This window comes from Pedobacter sp. T50_32 (assembly GCF_057652195.1).
In genome coordinates this window covers 1,214,757-1,232,263 of the sequence record NZ_JBYFBY010000002.1, presented here as the reverse complement: position 1 = coordinate 1,232,263, position 17,507 = coordinate 1,214,757, and the positions used below count along the sequence as shown (strand labels likewise).

The 17,507-nt window shown below is 38.1% G+C and carries 15 protein-coding genes; 8 read left to right on the top strand and 7 right to left on the bottom strand.

Going from position 1 to position 17,507, the window contains the following annotated elements; genetic code table 11:
• Positions 1-411: 411 nt before the first annotated feature.
• From AC23ME_RS10650 to AC23ME_RS10640, 3 genes are all read left to right on the top strand, one after another.
• Positions 412-2,208, top strand: a complete 1,797-nt coding sequence (locus AC23ME_RS10650) for a S8 family peptidase (RefSeq protein WP_487727738.1) — start codon at positions 412-414, stop codon at positions 2,206-2,208.
• Positions 2,209-2,336: 128 nt separating this feature from the next.
• Complete coding sequence (locus AC23ME_RS10645; RefSeq protein WP_487727737.1) at positions 2,337-3,158, top strand: hypothetical protein; 822 nt, start codon at positions 2,337-2,339, stop codon at positions 3,156-3,158.
• A gap of 23 nt (positions 3,159-3,181) precedes the next feature.
• Positions 3,182-6,064, top strand: coding sequence for an outer membrane beta-barrel protein (locus AC23ME_RS10640; protein ID WP_487727736.1), 2,883 nt, complete (start codon positions 3,182-3,184; stop codon positions 6,062-6,064).
• A gap of 426 nt (positions 6,065-6,490) precedes the next feature.
• Here AC23ME_RS10640 and AC23ME_RS10635 read toward each other — a convergent pair whose 3' ends face one another.
• Both AC23ME_RS10635 and AC23ME_RS10630 read right to left on the bottom strand, forming a co-directional pair.
• Entirely contained in the window at positions 6,491-6,979 is a 489-nt protein-coding gene (locus AC23ME_RS10635) for a hypothetical protein (protein WP_487727735.1), read from the bottom strand.
• 183 nt (positions 6,980-7,162) lie between these two features.
• Entirely contained in the window at positions 7,163-8,275 is a 1,113-nt protein-coding gene (locus AC23ME_RS10630; protein ID WP_487727734.1) for a M42 family metallopeptidase, read from the bottom strand.
• A gap of 114 nt (positions 8,276-8,389) precedes the next feature.
• Between AC23ME_RS10630 and AC23ME_RS10625 the strand changes: the two genes are divergently transcribed.
• On the top strand, positions 8,390-8,791 hold the full coding sequence (locus AC23ME_RS10625) for a hypothetical protein (RefSeq protein WP_487727733.1): 402 nt from the start codon (positions 8,390-8,392) through the stop codon (positions 8,789-8,791).
• On the opposite strand, the gene AC23ME_RS10620 is transcribed toward AC23ME_RS10625, so the two are convergent.
• The 5 genes from AC23ME_RS10620 to AC23ME_RS10600 form a co-directional block, all read right to left on the bottom strand.
• On the bottom strand, positions 8,781-9,191 hold the full coding sequence (locus AC23ME_RS10620) for a GNAT family N-acetyltransferase (protein WP_487727732.1): 411 nt from the start codon (positions 9,189-9,191) through the stop codon (positions 8,781-8,783). The two genes, AC23ME_RS10625 and AC23ME_RS10620, sit on opposite strands and share 11 nt — an antisense overlap.
• Positions 9,191-9,742 carry a hypothetical protein gene (locus AC23ME_RS10615; protein ID WP_487727731.1) on the bottom strand — a complete coding sequence of 184 codons (552 nt, stop codon included), beginning with the start codon at positions 9,740-9,742 and terminating at the stop codon, positions 9,191-9,193. Before AC23ME_RS10615 ends, AC23ME_RS10620 begins: the two co-directional genes overlap by 1 nt.
• A 55-nt stretch (positions 9,743-9,797) precedes the next feature.
• Positions 9,798-10,976, bottom strand: a complete 1,179-nt coding sequence (locus tag AC23ME_RS10610) for an MFS transporter (RefSeq protein ID WP_487727730.1) — start codon at positions 10,974-10,976, stop codon at positions 9,798-9,800.
• 8 nt (positions 10,977-10,984) lie between these two features.
• The gene (locus tag AC23ME_RS10605; protein WP_487727729.1) at positions 10,985-12,526 is read right to left on the bottom strand and encodes an acyl-CoA carboxylase subunit beta; all 1,542 of its coding nucleotides are present in this window, start codon (positions 12,524-12,526) and stop codon (positions 10,985-10,987) included.
• 168 nt (positions 12,527-12,694) lie between these two features.
• The gene (locus tag AC23ME_RS10600) at positions 12,695-13,930 is read right to left on the bottom strand and encodes a porin (protein ID WP_487727728.1); all 1,236 of its coding nucleotides are present in this window, start codon (positions 13,928-13,930) and stop codon (positions 12,695-12,697) included.
• Between the two features lie 182 nt (positions 13,931-14,112).
• Here AC23ME_RS10600 and AC23ME_RS10595 point away from each other — a divergent pair, with 182 nt between their 5' ends.
• The 4 genes from AC23ME_RS10595 (at position 14,113) to AC23ME_RS10580 (ending at position 17,472) form a co-directional block, all read left to right on the top strand.
• A complete protein-coding gene (locus AC23ME_RS10595; protein WP_487727727.1) occupies positions 14,113-14,451 on the top strand; it encodes a hypothetical protein in 339 nt (112 codons plus the stop codon).
• A gap of 84 nt (positions 14,452-14,535) precedes the next feature.
• Positions 14,536-16,149 carry a SulP family inorganic anion transporter gene (locus AC23ME_RS10590; protein ID WP_487727726.1) on the top strand — a complete coding sequence of 538 codons (1,614 nt, stop codon included), beginning with the start codon at positions 14,536-14,538 and terminating at the stop codon, positions 16,147-16,149.
• A gap of 15 nt (positions 16,150-16,164) precedes the next feature.
• Positions 16,165-16,800 carry a carbonic anhydrase gene (locus AC23ME_RS10585; RefSeq protein ID WP_487727725.1) on the top strand — a complete coding sequence of 212 codons (636 nt, stop codon included), beginning with the start codon at positions 16,165-16,167 and terminating at the stop codon, positions 16,798-16,800.
• Between the two features lie 18 nt (positions 16,801-16,818).
• On the top strand, positions 16,819-17,472 hold the full coding sequence (locus tag AC23ME_RS10580; protein ID WP_487727724.1) for a carbonic anhydrase: 654 nt from the start codon (positions 16,819-16,821) through the stop codon (positions 17,470-17,472).
• The last annotated feature ends 35 nt before the right edge of the window (positions 17,473-17,507 follow it).

Here is a 17,507-nt window from a genome sequence, read left to right as displayed (position 1 = left end):
TGCGGTAACACGTGGGAGAGTAGGTCGGTGCCTAAACCTACAGCCCCCCTTCAGAAATGATCGGGGGCTTTTTTGTGCCCGGAAATCCCATCTGTAATGAAGGGGGACAACACGGGAATGTGGTGTCCTTACCGGCCATTGCTAGGAAAGTTTATGGCACGGTTGTTTGTGAGGTAAACCCGATTGAACGGATTAGCCCGGAGCGCAGCGAGGACTATGAGTGAAAGCGGGACTGACGGCAACCGGAACTGCGGAAGCTGATTTCCATCATGTTTTCTATCTATAGTTTCCTAATTAAATCATTTAATTCCTCATCTTTTCTTTAACATCAAACAATTATTGCTGTTAATTTTTGTTAAACTTCCATAACGACTTTATCGCTAACTTTATAAATGGTTATTTTTGTATATTATGACATATTTTTTGAGAGATAAGATGAGAGTTTATAAAATAGTTATATCGTTTTTTTTATTCGCCGTTGCAATAAATCCAAGTTTAGCACAGGATAAAAATGTAAAACTTCCCGCTAATTGGTTCAATCTTGATTTATTGACAGACGGGTATTTCGGTATTAGCACCGAAAAAGCCTACAATGAGTTATTGAAAAATCGAAACCCTAAGCAAAAAGTAATAGTAGCTGTTATTGATGGTGGAACAGACATCAAACATGAGGACTTAAAGGATATTCTTTGGACTAATAAAAAGGAGATCCCAGGAAATGGTATCGACGACGATGGCAATGGTTACATAGATGATGTCCATGGTTGGAATTTTATAGGTTCTAAGAATGGAAATTTAGCTTATGATAATTTGGAGTTGGTGAGGATCAAAAGAAAGTTAGAACCGAAATATAGATCAGTTATTAGAACCACGGTTTTAGATAGCGCTGAAAAGGAAGAAAATCAACTTTACAGACGTGTAGTTTCTGATTTTGGTAAGCGCTATGATGAGGCAAGTTCTGCATTTCCAATCTATATTGCTATTAAAAAGGTAATGGATTCTGTTGCGCAAGTTAACGGAAGGAAAATTCCTTCTTTAGAAGATATGGAGAAGTATAAGGCAGATGATGAAATGGAAGGCTTTATCAAGAAAATTGTTCGTAAAGGTTCGAAGGATGAAGGAAGTATAGAAAAGTTTTACGAAAGCATCGCGAAGGGTTATAAGGAACTAGAGCAGATGCTTAAGTACAATTTGAACGAAATGTATGATGAAAGAGCAGAATTAGTGGGAGATGATTATGCAAATTCAAACGAACGTATCTATGGAAATGACGATGTTAAAGGACCTGATGCTGATCACGGAACCCATGTTTCGGGAATTATTGGAGCTAACAGAACGAACGATTTGGGTATAAAGGGAGTTGCAGGAAATGTTAGTATTATGAGCATAAGAGTTGTTCCGCAAGGTGATGAGAGAGATAAAGACGTAGCCAATGGAATTAGATATGCTGTTGATAATGGTGCTCGGGTGGTTAACATGAGTTTTGGTAAAGGTTATAAATGGGATAAAAAAGTAGTAGATGAAGCAATTAAATATGCTGAATCTAAAGGTGTCTTATTAGTTCATGCTGCTGGAAATGATAATAAGAATGTGGATATCTATGATAATTATCCTACAAAATATTATGATAGTCCAGAAGCTGAAGCGTATCTAAAGAAAACTAAGAAGGCAGAGACGAAACCTTTTGTAACTCCTATGGCTAGCAATCCAAATGCTGGACCAGGAATGGCACCACGACCAAACCCATTCGCTAAACCAGCTCCGTTAGATTCTATAAAGTATGAATTGCCACATGCGAAGAACTGGATAACTGTTGGCGCAAGTGCTTATAAAGATAATGACGATTTGAAAGCATCGTTTTCTAACTATGGCAAGTATAATGTTGATGTTTTTGCGCCAGGTTTTATGATCAATTCCACTACTCCGGAAAATAAGTATGAGGAATTTGATGGTACAAGTATGGCTGCTCCTGTAGTTTCTGGTTTAGCAGCTTTGATATTAAGTTATTACCCAGAACTTACTGCTGTAGATGTGAAGGATATCATTATGAAGTCTGTTTCTAAGGTGGCGAGAAAAGTAAAATATAAAAATGAAAGAGATGAAACCATCCGTGTAAATTTTTCGGAGCTGTGTAAAAGTGGTGGCATAGTAAATGCATATAACGCACTCAAGCTGGCCGAAACTTACAAATCATCTGCTACCAAGTAATTAGTTCACAAACGAAATACAAATCCTCAGTTAAGTCTTAGCTGGGGATTTTTTTTAAAATAGGTTTTTAATCCTTTTCAAATATTTAATGTCTATTCCTTTTACACAACAAATGTAAACCACAAATTATGAAACTATTTTACGCTTTTTCTTTACTTCTTATCGGTATTGAAGCTAATGCGCAGAAATTGCCAGATATTCAAACCGTTACCCTGGCGGCACCGAAATCGGTCAGGATAGACGGTAAAAACACAGAATGGAATAATTTTTCTGCAGAGAATAAAAGGACATCATTGCTTTATTCTATCGCAAACGATGACCAAAATTTGTATTTGGCTATCAAGGCAACCAATAACGAAACTATCACAAAAATTTTAGCTGGCGGAATTTCATTCAGTGTGAACACGAAGGGCAAGAAAAAAGAGGATGATGCTTTCACCATAACCTATCCACTTATTGCAAGAACTAACATTGCTAGACCTGCAGGGCAGGGTGGTGGAGGTACTAATAGACAGCGAATGGGGCAGAATAGGTCTGAACAATCTCAGGAACAGCGAGATTCAGCTGCTTATGAACAGCGAAAAGTTCAGCTTACGAGCGTAAAGGAAATTAAGGTTAAAGGTTTTGCAAATATTCCAGACTCATTGATTTCTATCTATAATGAATATGGCATCAAAGCTGTTGCAAAAATGGACGAACAAAAGGCATATTTCTGTGAGATTGCTATCCCTTTATCGATGCTTCAGCTATCAATTAGTGACAAAAAGGAAATTGCTTATCAACTTAAATTAAATGGAAGGCAAGGTGGCGGTGGAAATTTTGCAATGCGAACTAATGCAGGTGGTTTTGGTGGTGGAAACAGAGGCGGGTTTGGAGGAGGAAGCAATACCGCTCAACAAGATTTGATGGTTGCTACAGACTTTTGGGGTAAATACATCATTCAGAAATAATAGCTAATATCTATGATTATCAAATGAAGAAGCTATTATTTAAGTTGATGCTATGCTTGCCATTGCTTTGTGCAAGTAATTTAGTGCTTGCACAAAATCCAACACGAGGAAATAATGTACCACCACCAGTTGCTACCAGAGAAATTAGTGGTATCGTAAAAGATACGACCGATCTAGGTGTACCTGGAGTTACAGTTCGATTAACATCAGACAAGGATACATTAATTACCAGTACCAATCCTGATGGAATATTTGTATTTAAGAATGTGAAATTGGCTACTTACACCATGAGTTTCACAATGATGGGCTATAAGCAGCAGATCAACAAATACAAACAGAACGATGCTGTGCCTAGAATTGTGATGGACCCTATTATTTTAAAGGGTATGGCAAACACGTTGAATGAAGTAGTTATTAACGGAACACCGTCCATCACTTACAAAACAGACACTGTAGAATATAAAGCTAGCGATTATATTGTTCGAGAAAATGCCACAGTAGATGAATTATTGAAGAAAATGGAAGGAATGGAAGTTGGTAATGATGGCAGTTTAATTCATCAAGGTAATAACGTAACTAAAGCAAAAATAAACGGTAAGGTTTATTCTGGTGGAGATGTAAGTACAGCTATCCAAAATTTGCCTGCCGAGATCGTAGATAAAATTCAAATTGTAGATGACTATGGCGACCAAGCCGCTAGAACCGGTATCAAAGATGGAGATCCAGAAAAGGTCTTAAACATCGTTACACGTACAGACAAATCGGTAGGTAATTCGGCTAATATTAACGCTGGTGCGGGAAATAACGAGCGTTATGAAAGTTCGCTTTTTGGTACGCGGTTAAACGGAAATCAAAATTTGTCTCTCAACCTGCATTTAAACAATACCGTAAACGGTGTTGCTGCAAATAACATGGGTGGAGAGAGCTTTGGCGGCGGTGGAAACGGCGGAGGAGGTGGTGGTCGTGGAAACGGTGGAAACAATGGAGGAGGAGGTGGAAACCGTGGCGGTAATATGGGTGGCGGTGGAAATGGTGCAAACTCGTCGGGCGGTAGTGGTGGTACAACCAACAGTGGAGGCTCTGCTTTTTCTTATCGAGATCAAATTGGTAAGAAAGTACGTGTCAACACCAATTATCGCTACAACTTTAACAACGTAAACTCGCTTAATAGCAGTGTTTCCGAATTTTATAGCACCAATGGAACTATTTTTTCTACCAACGAAAGTGAAAGAGATAACAACACGAAAAACCACAATTTCAATTTCGAATTAGAAGCAGATTTAGACAGTAATAACTTTTTAAGAATACAGCCCGAGCTAACATACTCGTCAAGTTTTAACAGTAGTTTGTCTAATATTGGTCAGTCGGGGCCGTTAATTACACAAAACCAATTGGGCAATAGTTCTGGCAAAAATACAAGACCAAATATCGGAGCCACTGTTTTTTATCAGCATATTTTTAATAAGCCACGAAGAAACTTTTCGCTACAATTTAGTTTTAATACATCAGATCAAGAAACAGAACAAGAGCGAAACACAAAGTTCTACAAAGATGATATCAATACTTTAGATTCTTTGGTGCATCGCCTTATCGAGAGAAGAAATTTAACCTCAAACTACAGAGGAAGTTTTACTTACGTTGAGCCGATAGCGGCAAATAGTCAACTGGAATTTAACACTCAGGTGAATCGAAATAGCTACGATAACAGAGCAATCACGAGCAACATAGACGCATTCGAGAATAGAAACGTAGTAGATTCGTTAAGTAATATCTACGATTACTCGTTTACCCAAGCCCGTATTGCTTTAAATTACCGTTACGGCTTATCCAACACTTCTAAGGTTCGGTTTTCGTTGGGTGTTACCGGAGTGCCAGCGGTGTTGAGTGGCACCAAGGTAAGTTTAGGCACAACTACCAATCGTCACAGTTTTAATCTTATTCCAATTGCTAGGTTTCAATACCAGTTTTCTAAAACGCACAACCTGCAGTTAAACTATTCTGGTAATGCTACAGAACCAACATTCGATCAAATACAACCTGTTCGCGATGTTTCAAACCCGCAAAACACCATTGTCGGCAATCCAGATTTAAAGGTAACTTTTAACCATTCTATCAATGCCAGTTATAACAATTACATCGCTAATCAGAAACTTAACTATTCGGTAAACCTTAATTCAACCATTATAGACAATGCGGTGGTGAGAAACATTGTGCAGGTTTTTAACAATAATAATCAATTGCTACGCAACGAAACCAGGTTTGTGAACATGAATGGTGGTTACCGTGTGGGTGCAAACCATACCGTAAGCAAGCAATTGAATAACCGAAAATATAACCTCGCATTGAGCGGAAACGTGAGCTATAACCATGCGGTTTCTATGAGCAACAACATTCAAAGTGTAACCAATATTTGGAATATTACAGAACGTTTCGGACCACGAATTAACCCTAACGAGTGGCTAGAAGTAAACCCGAATGTTTCTTACAACATCACGAAGTCACAAAATACCATTAGTCCAAACGAGATCAATACCAAAACTTTGGCCTTAAATATTGATGGTAGATTTTACATGTGGAAAACCTTGATTTTTGGTTACAATGCCAGCAAAAATTTTGTGAGCGGTATTAATGCGAATATCACTAGCAATCCTTTGGTTATCAATGCTTATGTGCAGAAAGAGTTTTGGAAACGCAGGGCTTCGGTTACTTTCCAAGCGTTTGATATTTTGGAGCAAAATAATTTTGTAAACCTTAACGTTACCGATTTAATGAAGACCGAAACCCGCACCAATGCACTGAGTAGATATTTTATGCTGAGGGCAAATGTTCGCCTGCAAAAATGGAGTGGTGCCCGTGGACGTAACGGTCGCCAGATGATGCGTAGGGGCGATGGTAGTTTTTATTAGTGCTTATGCAAATTCTCTCCCTTTTAGGGAGAGATACCGATTTATCGGGAGAGAGGGTTTTTGAAACATTTGAAGAGCACTGACAGTAGTGCTGTACTTCCGAAAGTCCTGCTTTCACTTCAAGTCCGCACTCTCCGCCAAGCGGCGGATCGCTTGCGGGCTTTTCGTTTAATCAGGTCTAGTTGGCAAATTGAGGGGTGCTATCTGTGGTTTCCTAGCACAAGCCTAGCTAACCTAAACCCGATTGAAGCGGAAATACTTTTTTGTTTTTTGTCATCCTGAACGCTAGTGAAGGATCTGTTTTGTTAACCACTAGAGACATAGATCCCTCGTTCCTCGGAATGACAGGAAGATAAAAAGATTTTAGCGTAAAGCGGGACTGGACGATAATAGAAATGCCAATTTGCTTTTCAAAACTTGCTTGTGCTACTGTAAATGGTTTCGCTTAAATTCGTGTATTTCATCATAATCATTTATTCCTAGAATTTCGGTACCACGTAGAACAGATATTTTGCCATGTTTTATCATTTCAATAACGAAAGGATACAATATTTTATGATGTTCTTTAAAATTCAGTTTAAAGTAGGTTTTTGTTTTTTGGCCATTGTTTAAAAATAGCTCTACAAAATTGGAAGTGCCTTGTGATAAAATAGGGTTAAAATTATTCCTATAATCTTCTCTTTTACCGTAATAATTAATGGCGTGAAAGTCTATCTTTTTTATCTCATTAATTGTAAACGATTGAGTTGCAATTTTGATATAATCTAAGCTGATAATTAAAGAGCCTGCTAATTCACCGTCTAAAAATTTATAAGTCCAAAACTTTTTAATGAAAAAGTAAATGGACACAGAAAATGGTATGATGAATAAAAACAATGCAATTTGAGGCTTATAATGATTAATAACACTTATCATAAATATGATAACGCAAGTAGCATATAAAACAAAGGTTATTTTATTAGGAGTAATCCTGTTCTCTGGTTTTGGAATAAAAATCTCGAACTCGCTATGCATTAGATCGAAGATAGAAAAATAAGGAGACAAAAAAGGTCCGAGAAAATAAATCCCGAACCTTTCTTTGCTCTTTTATTCTAGTTTCTATTTGAACTCTCTAAAATCTTGTCCGTCTTTAATGGCTAACAAACTTTCGTAAATTAAGCTAATTACGTTGTCAACATCTTCTTTGTGTACCATTTCTACCGTGGTGTGCATGTAGCGCAAAGGCAACGAAATTAATGCAGAAGGTACGCCGCCGTTTGAATATGCAAAAGCATCGGTATCTGTTCCGGTAGAGCGAGAAGACGCCTGACGTTGGAAAGGAATACCAGCTTTTTCGGCAGTTTTGATCAATAACTTATTCAAATTGGTTTGTACCGCTGGTGCGTAGGAAACCACTGGGCCTTTACCTGCCGACAAATCTCCCTGAGTAATCTTGTTGATCATTGGTGTAGTCGTATCGTGGGTTACATCAGTAACGATAGCCACATTTGGCTTAATGCGATGCGCAATCATTTCGGCGCCACGTAAACCAATTTCTTCTTGTACAGAATTTACCACGTACAAACCGAAAGGTAATTTCTTTTTGTTCTCTTTCAACAAACGAGCTACTTCGGCAATCATGAAACCACCTGCACGGTTATCTAAAGCACGACCAACGTAGTAACGATCGTTCAGCACCATAAACTCGTCTTCGTAAGTAATTACACAACCTACGTGAATACCTAAAGCTTCAACTTCTTCTTTGGTAGTACAACCGCAATCTAAGAAGATGTTTTTAAGCTCAGGAGCTTGTTCTTTTTCGCCGTGACGAGTGTGGATTGCTGGCCAGCCGAAAACCGCTTTCACAAAACCATTTTCTGTGTGAATGTTTACACGTTTTGACGGTGCAATTTGATGATCTGAACCACCATTGCGGATAACATAGATTAAACCGTCGCTAGTGATATAATTTACGTACCAAGAAATCTCATCAGCGTGAGCTTCAATTACTACTTTATATTCCGCTTTTGGGTTAATTACCCCTACTGCAGTTCCGTAATTATCTACAAAAGTTTCGTCTACGTAAGGTTTTAAGTATTCTAACCAAAGTTTTTGTCCTTCCCACTCATAACCGGTAGGAGCTGCATTATTGATATATTTCTCGAAAAACTGTAGTGATTTTTTGGTAACTACAGGCACATGCTTTTTGTTTTCGTCTTTCTTTTTTGCCATAGTTTTATTTATGTATTGTGGTAAATGTACAATTTAACAGCAATTAATAAAACTGGTTTCTTGATTTTTGACATGAAAATCATTATATTATACAAACTCTAAAATTTATTATTTATGAACGTAATCAAGATTTTTATTCCTGTAGCACTTTTCGTTTTAATTGTAATTGTTACCCTGATGTGGGGTTTGCCTCGCTACAATGTTTGGCAACAAGAAATGGCTGGTAAAGCAGAAATGGCGAAAGCCGAACAAAACCGTAGAATTTTAGTAGAAGAAGCAAAAGCCCGACTAGAAGCGGAGAAATTAAACGCTGAAGCTGAGATTGAGCGTGCCAAAGGTATGGCAGCGGCGATGAAGGTAGAAAATGGAACTTTATCGGCTACTTACAATCAATATTTGTTCATCAGAACTTTGGAGAAACTGGCTGATAAGGGAAGTTTGCCTCAGATTATCTACGTGCCATCTGAAGGTTTAACCCCGGTAATGGATTTGAATAAAGCTGTACCTAAAAAGTAAGCTCCATTTTAATGAATGAAATTTGGTTTCGCTCGTAGGGTTCACCCACGGTTGCGAAACCAAGTTTTTGATAAAAGCCAATGGCGCTCACTCTTGCATTGCACCATAAACTTTCAATGCCTTGCGATTGGCAGTAATCTTCAACATAATTTAAAAGTTGCAGTCCAAATCCTTTGCCCTGATCGTTTGGAAGTACCGCCATTTTTCTAAATTGGGCCGTTTTCCCTTCTATAAAAAGCGATACTACGCCAGTAAGCTCGTATTGGTAATAAAGCCCAAAATGCATTCCATCCCAATCTTCGCGAAGCTCCATGTCTGTAATTTCCTTTTCGGGATACATGGCCAGCTGCCTGATACGCCACGTTAGTGCTGGAAAAATTTGCTCTACTACCGCATTCATTACAACAAGAATGAAAAGCCTATTTTTCCACCAATGCCGTAAAATGCTGTTTCGCGGTTTGTAATTGCAAATCCTGGACCTATGCAAAGTTCAAAGTTTACTTTTTTGCCCACGTTGGTTTGAAACCCCCACATTGGCCCTAGGTTAATCTGGTAATCTACCGTTTCTTCATTTAAGGGAAGAAACCCGGCAATATCGAGCGCTACGTAGCCAGCGGCATTGTTTCTGGTGCTTTTACCTTTTTGCACTCTGCGCTCGAAGTTGTAGTAGTGCCTGATACCGGTGTTAATAGATGGGAATACCTTAAATTCCGAATCACTATCAGATGTGTAGGTGTAGTTTGCGGTGCCATTAGCATTGTAGGTCACGTTTGCACTATACTGGTAGCGGTAAATAAAAGAACCTTCGGCTCCTGCACCAATATAGAAAGTGGTGGTTTTGCCAATTTTTTGTTCCCTTTCGTAGCCTAAGCCTATAAGGTTTAACCTGATTTTGTTTAATGATTTTACCTCTGTTGGCTGTTCCGTCGTAGTAGAATCTCGTTGTGCCATACTTGGGATTGTGCAAAATGATAATACAACTGCAAGAAAGCTTGTGAGTAGAGTTTTAGATGGTTTCATGTTTAATTTTCTTCGAATATAACTGATAAATAATCATATTTAAAATGATAATTGCAGTTATACCAACACAGAACATTGCCCATCCGTCTAAGCTCCACAACCATAAGCCTAAAGCAGATCCACAAGCGGCGCCTACAAAGCTCACAGACATAAAGATGGTGTTCAGTCTGTTTCTAGCTTCGGGAACCAAGGTGTAAATACGAGTTTGGTTGGTTACGTGTATAGCTTGCTGGCCAATGTCTATCAAAATAATGCCAACAACAAAAAGAAATACATTGTGGCCCGTGAAATAAAATAAACCTACGCTAATTAGTTCTAAAATAAGACCAATCATTAAGTTTTTGCGAGGATTATTTCCGCCACTCAGTTTTCCAACTAAAGGAGCTGCCAAAGCACCAGCCGCACCCGCAATGCCGAATAGGCCGATTTGATATGTGCTAAACTGATGAGGCGGATTAGCTAGATAAAGCACCATGGTTGTCCAAAATCCCATGATGACGATGAATGCAAAAAAGTTAATTAGCGAGGCTTCTCTTAACGCAGGTTGGGTTTTGATGTAGCCAAACATTGAGCTCATGAGTTCCTTGTAGCTACCTTTAAAGGTTGGTAAGTTTTTCGGAAATCGTATAGTCATTAAAAAAATCAACAATGTACAGATGGCGGCGGCAATTAAAAACATAGCTCGCCAACCAAATAAATCGCCAACTATGCCGCTTATAGCTCTAGAAGCTAAAATACCGACCAACAAACCACTCATCACAATACCGATGTTTGCACCTCTATTTTCATCAGTACTTAACGATGCGGTTAAAGGCAGGATGAGTTGGGGTACAATAGAGCAAGCACCAATGAGCACACTTGCTATCTCTAACACAATAAAACTTTGTGAAAAGCCCGCAATGATTAAAGCAATAATTGCCAAAGCAGTGGTCATCAAAATCTGCCTTTTCTTTTCGAACATATCGCCCAATGGCACCAAAAGAAATAAGCCGATGGCATAACCCGCTTGCGTTAAAAAGGTAATACTACCTGCATCGCTCTCAGTTAAATTAAAATCTTTGGCAATTAGAATAACCAAAGGTTGACAGTAATAGATATTGGCTACAATGAGGCCAGTACAAAAGGCCATTAAAATTACATCGGCACGTTTTAATAGATGTTGCATCGTTTTTCCTAAAGTGGAATATTGCCATGTTTTTTTCGAGGCATATTCACTACTTTGTTTTCTAGCATCTTAAATGCTTTGATTAATTTTTCTCTGGTTTTAGATGGTTCGATAACTTCATCTACAAAACCCCTTTCGGCTGCACGGTAAGGATTAGCGAAAATATCTGAATACAATTTTTCTTTCTCCAACCATTTTTCTTCTGGGTTTTCAGCAGTGCTGATTTCTTTCTTAAAGATGATTTCGGCAGCACCTTTTGCGCCCATTACGGCAATTTCTGCACTTGGCCAAGCGTAATTCATATCGGCACCGATATGTTTTGAGTTCATTACATCATATGCACCACCATAAGCTTTACGTGTAATTACCGTAATTCGTGGCACCGTCGCTTCGCTAAAGGCATACAATAGTTTTGCCCCGTTGGTGATGATACCATTCCACTCTTGATCGGTACCTGGTAAAAATCCGGGTACGTCTTCAAAAACCAACAAAGGAATATTAAAGCAATCGCAGAAACGTACAAATCTAGCTGCTTTAACCGACGCGTTGTTGTCCAAAACTCCTGCTAAATAAGCTGGCTGATTTGCGATTACACCGATACTTCTTCCAGCTAATCTGGCAAAACCAACCACAATATTTTCTGCATAAGCGGCATGCACTTCCAAGAAACTTTCGTCATCAGCAACTTGTGTAATTACTTCACGAATATCGTAAGGTTGGTTGGCATTAGCCGGTAAAACCTCGTTGAGTGAAGTTCTTTCTTCATTGCCAATTTCGTACGGTAGGGAAGGAGCTGCGTCTTCGCAATTTTGTGGTACGTAGCTCAAAATTTTCTTCAATTGATTGATGGCTTCAATTTCGTTGGCACAGGCAAAATGCGTAACACCAGATTTGGTGGCATGTGTACTTGCCCCACCCAATTCTTCTGAACTTACTTCTTCGTGGGTAACCGTTTTCACCACATTTGGACCAGTAACAAACATGTAAGAGGTGTTCTCTACCATGAGTATGAAATCTGTAATGGCGGGAGAGTAAACTGCACCACCCGCACAAGGTCCCATAATTGCCGAAAGTTGAGGGATTACACCTGAGGCCTGAACATTACGGTAAAAAATATCGGCGTAGCCACCCAGAGAAACTACGCCCTCTTGAATGCGAGCACCTCCGCTATCATTTAATCCGATAATTGGTGCGCCATTTTTCATGGACATCTCCATAATTTTGCAGATTTTTTCAGCGTGGGTTTCAGATAAAGAGCCTCCAAAAACAGTAAAATCTTGAGAAAATACATAGGTCAATCTGCCGTTTATAGTGCCATAACCAGTGATAACTCCATCACCTAGGTATTTTTCATTTTCCATCCCAAAATCGGTGCTGCGATGTGTCACCAACATCCCGATTTCTTCGAAACTACCTTCATCCATTAAGAAATGAATACGTTCACGAGCGGTAAGTTTTCCCTTTTTATGTTGACTTTCAATACGTGCTTGTCCGCCACCTAAATGGGCTTTTTGTATTTTTTCTTTTAAGATATCGATTTTGTTGTTCATATGTTTTTGGTTCATTGGTTTCCCGAAGTGTCGGGATTTCGCTAGCTCCGCATTAGTTCATTAGTCTGACGTACGAAAGTGGCGGAAAAGTTAGCAACAATATAACAATTCAGCAATATAACAATTTATCAATTCGAACAATTACCAGTTTAAATGATTAACCTTCGCTTACCATCTATACTGCAAACGAGTTGTAAATACATTGTCTTTAACGTCATTCTGGTAGTTTGGCAACATCGTTCCATCATTTTTCACATGCTCGTTGTAAACGGTAAGTTTCAAACGTCCGTTTAAAGCATAAGTAAAACCATAGCCCAACGTGGCGTATTTGATATCTCCGGCAGTGGTATTATTGCCAGCTCTGCCAATTTCTGCCTCTTCTACGTCTGTATTTGGATCATAAACATCGTACCCTACAATGGCAGTAAGCTTGCTGTTGGCAATTTGTTGGGTTAGCCAAAAGAAGTAACCGTTAAAGTTTCGTAAGTATAAATTTCCGCTAGGTTGAGTAGCAAAACTGGTGCTAGCAGCTAAGCCCGAAAGACTTGTCGTAGAAGCGACACCTGGTTGTGTGCCTTCTATATATTCAGTTTTAAATGTTGTTTCTCCAAAACTGTTCTTGTAACCAAGCTGAAGATTTGCCCCATAATAATCCCTTCTAAAATTAAAGCCTTCATTTGAAGCATCTGTTATTCCAGAAAAGCCATTTTCTATTGGTTTAAAAACTGTACTTGTATTGTTCCTAACAGTTCCTTTATATATGGATGCACCAAAACCTAAGTGTAATTTTTTATTCGCTAAACTATCAAAGTTGAAGCTTAAGTTGCCGATGATGTCTTTTTTTGAGTCGTAATCTTTCGCATTAAGTCCACTGCCGTTAACCACAGCGAGTTCTGCAGTAATAAACGATAGCACTTTAGCTGGCTTATAGGCAATCATGGCCCCCAAATCCCTTTCTCTGGGCATTAAGGTTTGGAAAACACGAGCTCTTTCAGGAAAATCGCGGTATCCAGAAGAATAAACAATAGAGTAACCAAAGGGACGGTTGAACAGGCCTGCCGTAAATTTTAAAGATTTGTTCTCGGGACTATGGAATTGGATGAAGGCATCCATAATTCTCACACCATCTTGTGTACCATCTAATTGAAAAACTACAGATGAAAATCTATCTACTCTATCTACTTTTAAACGACCTCGTCTAAGCATAAAACGACTGTTGGAATGTTCACTAAAATCGCCGCCAGACCAAGAGTATATTCCGGGTGATTGTGCAACTTGAAACTGGGTTTGCAGATAGCCCGTAATTTTTATATCGTGAGGATCATAAGAAGATGGTGCGTTATTATTTTGGGCAAAAGAAAATGCAGAAATTAATAAAAACAGAAATAATAAAAAGCTCCTCATTCGATTTGATATTATATTCGTGGTTTGATAATAAATGGATGAAATTAATTAAAGTTTGAAATTGTGGATTAATTTTGATTTACGGCTAACATTTCTGTTATATTGCAATATTATTACGTAATAAATTTTGAATTTAATCAAATTCCGAATTATTTTTGGAAAAATCTGTTAGAAGATTATTTATGAATTTTAGAAAATACAAGGTATTAATCATGTTGACATTTATGAGCATCTTTGTCTCAAAAATGATCATTTCTGGTGCACCTGTATTTTTGTCGCATTTCGATGATGAGTTTATGGTTTCTGTAATCATGCAATTGGAAAATGAAAACCATGGCGATGATAATGGAAAATCTACGGCTAAACAAGCGGAGCAAAAATTAACTGTTTATAAATATGACTTTGGCACAGTGAGCTTAGACATAGATTACGGCGTGCCTAACAGTTTTATCGAACATTCGCGGAGATATGTAGATCCACATCATCCTTCCGTGCCTACCCCTCCTCCTAATTTCTCTTAGCTTATTCGAATTAGATTGTAATGTCGTTATTTATACGGCAATCAATTTTTTATATATAAACTTTAGAAATTAACATTATTCTTTATGAGAAATTCAGGTTCGGCTTCGAAGGGAAGCGGAATAGGCAGTTATTTGCAAAAGAGGAATTTAAAAGCCGATTTGCCAGCAAGTATTGTAGTATTTTTAGTTGCGTTACCACTTTGTTTGGGTATCGCTTTGGCATCGGGTGCACCTCTATTTGCAGGTTTGCTTACCGGAATTATAGGTGGGGTTGTAGTAGCCTCAATTAGTGGTTCGCAATTAAGTGTTAGTGGCCCTGCCGCAGGATTAACCACCATTGTTTTAGCTGCTATTACTAGTTTAGGTAGTTATCAGGTATTTTTAATGGCTGTAGTATTAGCTGGTGTATTCCAGTTGGTATTAGGTTTGATAAAAGCAGGAACTATCGGTAACTATTTTCCTTCAAGTGTAATTGAAGGAATGTTGGCAGGTATTGGTATTTTGCTAATCATGAAGCAGTTGCCACATGCTCTAGGTGTTGATAGTGACTTCTTTGGAGATGAGAGCTTCTTCCAACAAGATGGGCAGAATACATTTTCAGCTTTAGGTAACGCACTACAGCATTTTAGCGTTGCTGCAATAGCAATTAGTTCAATTTCAATTTTGATTTTAGTGCTGTGGCCTAAATTTAGAAAACTAAGTGTTGTGCCAGCACCTTTGGTAGTAGTTGCCGTAGGTATTTTTGGAGCTATCTTATTCGCAGGATCTTCAAATGCGCTGAAAGAAAGTCAAATGGTTACTATTCCAGAAGTAAATAGCGCAGCAGAATTTTTTAATCTATTTACGATGCCAGACTTCTCGATGATTTTCGATTCGAAAGTTTTGGTAGTTGCTGCAACAATTGCTGTTGTTGCTAGTTTGGAAACTTTGTTAAGTTTAGAGGCGGTAGATAAAATTGATCCATTGAAAAGAGTATCGCCAACTAACAGAGAGTTAATTGCACAAGGTGTTGGCAACATTACCAGTGGTATGTTGGGCGGTTTGCCAATGACAGCGGTAATTGTTCGTAGCTCGGCTAACGTAAATGCGGGTGGTCGTACAAAAATGTCGGCAATTTTCCATGGTCTACTATTGTTGTTGTCGTTACTGTTTATTCCATCATTAATCAATATGATTCCGCTATCATGTTTGGCTGCGATTTTATTGGTAACTGGTTATAAATTAGCAAGGATAGCATTGTTTAAGCATATGTACCACAAAGGATGGGATCAGTTTATTCCATTTGTTATTACCATTATTGGTGTGGTGGGTATAGATTTACTAAAAGGTGTAGGTATTGGTATGGCGGTTTCAATTTTCTATTTATTGAGAACCAATATGCGTAACCCATTCTTTTATCGAGTACAGGAAGAGGGGAATAAAAAGAATATCAGAATTAAGCTTGCAGAAGAAGTTTCATTCTTAAATAAAGCTTCTATACAAGTATTGTTAGGTAATATTCCTAACGAAACCAATGTAATTATTGATGGTGCAAACTCTAGATACATTGATCCAGATGTATTAGAAGCCATCCACAACTATAAGCACAATGCTTATACCAAAGGGATAATTGTAACTTTAGAGAACATTCAGAAAAGTTATACCGTTCCGAAAATGGATATCAAAATAAAAAACATAACAAACCCGAATAGAAATTAAAAATTAATTATAATAATGAAGGCACATACGTTAGAAACACAGACGACAATTACACCAGATAAGGCCCTTGAGATACTGAAACAAGGTAACGATAGATTTGTTCAAAATTTGAAAGCCAACAGAGACTTGTTATCACAGGTAAATGATACTAGGGCTGGACAATGGCCATTTGCCGTAATATTAAGTTGCATTGATAGTCGTACTTCTGCAGAATTGATTTTTGACCAAGGATTGGGAGATATTTTTAGTGTAAGAATTGCGGGAAATTTTGCGAACCAAGATATTTTAGGTTCAATGGAATTTGGATGTAATGTTGCAGGATCAAAACTAGTTGTTGTTTTGGGACACTCTAAATGCGGTGCGTTAAAAGGAGGTTTAGATGCAGCTGCAATTAGAGAAACTGAAATGGAAAATCTTAAGCATTTAGTAGGTCATTTTAACCCAATTATCGAAAGAATTATTAAGGAAGGAGAAGAGCGTTCTTCTAAAAATAATGATTTGTTGGAAAGATTGAACGTACATAACGTAAAACAAACCATAGAAGATATTCGTAACCAAAGTAGCACTTTGAACCAAATGGAAAAAGATGGGAAAATCAAAATAGTAGGTGCTAATTATGATGTGGAGACTGGTGTTGTAAGCTGGTTATAGTATTTTTAACTTTGAAATATGTCATCACATCAAGATAAAATCACTTACGAAAGTTTATTAGAAGGTAACAAAATGTGGGTTGCTGAGACATTGAAAGCTGATCCCACATTTTTTGATGAGTTATCGGCAGGGCAAGCTCCACCAATTTTGTGGATTGGCTGTTCTGATAGCCGTGTACCAGCTAACCAAATTACTAACACCATGCCTGGTGATATTTTTGTACATCGTAACATAGCAAATGTGGTAACCCACAATGACATGAGCTTGTTAAGTGTGCTAGATTATTCGGTAAACGTGTTAAAGGTTAAACATATCATTGTTTGTGGTCATTATGGTTGTGGTGGCGTAAATGCTGCTATGGGAAATAAACAAGTAGGTTTAATTGACAACTGGTTGAGAAATATCAAGGATGTTTTCCATGCAAATGAAAAGGAAGTTAGATCTATTCAAGATCCTCAAGAAAGATTTGATAGACTGGTAGAACTGAACGCAATTCATGGTGCAAAAAATGTGATGAGCACTTCAATTGTGCAAAATGCTTGGGCTAACGGTCAGGAATTGGCTGTACATGCTTGGGTTTATAGCCTAAAAACAGGAGTAATCAAAGATTTGGAAACGAATGCCTCAAGTGCTGAGGATGTTCCTGCTTTGTTTAAAATGGATACAGAATAGTTGTAGGTTTAGTAGTATATAATGTTGGAGAGGGT

Bases quoted from the DNA above. Each gene is read 5' to 3' on its own strand.
- AC23ME_RS10650 (WP_487727738.1), top strand. From the start codon at position 412: ATGACATATTTTTTGAGAGATAAGATGAGAGTTTATAAAATAGTTATA.
- AC23ME_RS10645 (WP_487727737.1), top strand. From the start codon at position 2,337: ATGAAACTATTTTACGCTTTTTCTTTACTTCTTATCGGTATTGAAGCT.
- AC23ME_RS10640 (WP_487727736.1), top strand. From the start codon at position 3,182: ATGAAGAAGCTATTATTTAAGTTGATGCTATGCTTGCCATTGCTTTGT.
- AC23ME_RS10635 (WP_487727735.1), bottom strand. From the start codon at position 6,979: ATGATAAGTGTTATTAATCATTATAAGCCTCAAATTGCATTGTTTTTA.
- AC23ME_RS10630 (WP_487727734.1), bottom strand. From the start codon at position 8,275: ATGGCAAAAAAGAAAGACGAAAACAAAAAGCATGTGCCTGTAGTTACC.
- AC23ME_RS10625 (WP_487727733.1), top strand. From the start codon at position 8,390: ATGAACGTAATCAAGATTTTTATTCCTGTAGCACTTTTCGTTTTAATT.
- AC23ME_RS10620 (WP_487727732.1), bottom strand. From the start codon at position 9,191: ATGAATGCGGTAGTAGAGCAAATTTTTCCAGCACTAACGTGGCGTATC.
- AC23ME_RS10615 (WP_487727731.1), bottom strand. From the start codon at position 9,742: ATGGCACAACGAGATTCTACTACGACGGAACAGCCAACAGAGGTAAAA.
- AC23ME_RS10610 (WP_487727730.1), bottom strand. From the start codon at position 10,976: ATGCAACATCTATTAAAACGTGCCGATGTAATTTTAATGGCCTTTTGT.
- AC23ME_RS10605 (WP_487727729.1), bottom strand. From the start codon at position 12,526: ATGAACAACAAAATCGATATCTTAAAAGAAAAAATACAAAAAGCCCAT.
- AC23ME_RS10600 (WP_487727728.1), bottom strand. From the start codon at position 13,930: ATGAGGAGCTTTTTATTATTTCTGTTTTTATTAATTTCTGCATTTTCT.
- AC23ME_RS10595 (WP_487727727.1), top strand. From the start codon at position 14,113: ATGAATTTTAGAAAATACAAGGTATTAATCATGTTGACATTTATGAGC.
- AC23ME_RS10590 (WP_487727726.1), top strand. From the start codon at position 14,536: ATGAGAAATTCAGGTTCGGCTTCGAAGGGAAGCGGAATAGGCAGTTAT.
- AC23ME_RS10585 (WP_487727725.1), top strand. From the start codon at position 16,165: ATGAAGGCACATACGTTAGAAACACAGACGACAATTACACCAGATAAG.
- AC23ME_RS10580 (WP_487727724.1), top strand. From the start codon at position 16,819: ATGTCATCACATCAAGATAAAATCACTTACGAAAGTTTATTAGAAGGT.